The sequence below is a fragment of the Streptomyces sp. WELS2 genome (assembly GCF_013870595.1).
GTDB lineage: Bacteria > Actinomycetota > Actinomycetes > Streptomycetales > Streptomycetaceae > Streptomyces.
The window spans coordinates 1-1144 of record NZ_JACBWZ010001320.1 but is presented as its reverse complement, the minus strand read 5'-3'; the positions used below and the strand labels follow the sequence as shown (position 1 = coordinate 1144).

1 protein-coding gene is annotated in these 1144 nt (G+C 76.7%); it reads left to right on the top strand.

What is annotated here, in order from left to right; all coding sequences use genetic code 11:
- Window positions 1-142: 142 nt before the first annotated feature.
- Window positions 143-1144: NAD(P)/FAD-dependent oxidoreductase (locus H5J33_RS36050; RefSeq protein WP_181798870.1), on the top strand; the 1002-nt coding region annotated here is incomplete at its 3' end.

The window sequence follows — 1144 nt, the reverse complement described above, 5'->3', positions numbered from 1 at the left end:
CCGCCGCCACCCATCCGCACCTCGCCGCCGACGCCGGGGCACTGCTGTCCGGCACCCCCGAGGCCCGCCTGTCGTGGGCCTTCCAGGCCCTGATCACCGGCATCGAGCGGACCGCCGTACCGACCGAAGGCCAGGAGGCCCCATGACCACCGCACCCCTGCCCCACCACCCCGTAGCCGTCGTCGGCGCGGGCCTCGGCGGGCTCGCCCTCGCCCGGGTGCTGCGTGTGCACGGCATCGAAGCCGCGCTGTTCGATCTGGATCCGTCGCCGGAGGCCCGGGCCCAGGGCGGCATGCTCGACATCCACGACGACTCCGGCCAGGAGGCGCTGCGGGCCGCCGGCCTGCACGAGCGGTTCCTCGCCCGCGTCCACGCCGGCGGCCAGGCCGTCCGGGTGCTCGGACAGGACGGCACCGTCCGGCTCGCGCGGCCCGACGACGGCACGGGCGGGCGTCCCGAGATAGACCGGGGCGACCTGCGCGAGCTGCTGCTCGGTTCGCTGCCCGCGGGCACCGTCCGGTGGGGCGCCAAGGTCGTCGGCGCCCGCCCGCTGGACGGCGGACGGCACCGGGTGACGCTCGCGGACGGCTCCGAGTTCACCACCGACGTGCTGGTCGGCGCGGACGGCGCCTGGTCCCGGGTCCGCTCCCTGGTCTCCACCGCCCGGCCCGCGTACACGGGCGTGTCGTTCGTGGAGGCGGATCTGCGGGAGGCGGACCGGCGCCACCCGGTGAGCGCGGAGGTGGCCGGCGGCGGCATGCTCTTCGCGCTCGGCCCGGGCCGCGGCTTCCTCGCGCACCGCGAACCCGACGGAAGCCTGCACGTGTACACCGCCGTGACCGCACCGGAGGACTGGCTGGACGGCATCGACTTCACCGACACCGAGGCGGCGAAGGCGGCCGTGCTCAAGGAGTTCGGCGGCTGGGACGAACGGCTGCGGGCGCTGGTCGGGGACGCGGACGGGGCGCTGGTGCCCCGCCGGATCCACGCGCTGCCGGTGGGGCACCGCTGGGAACGGGTGCCCGGGGTGACCCTGCTCGGGGACGCCGCCCATCTGATGTCCCCGTTCGCGGGCGAGGGCGCGAACCTGGCCCTGCTCGACGGCGCCGAACTGGGCCTGGCACTGGCCGCGCACCCCGGGGAC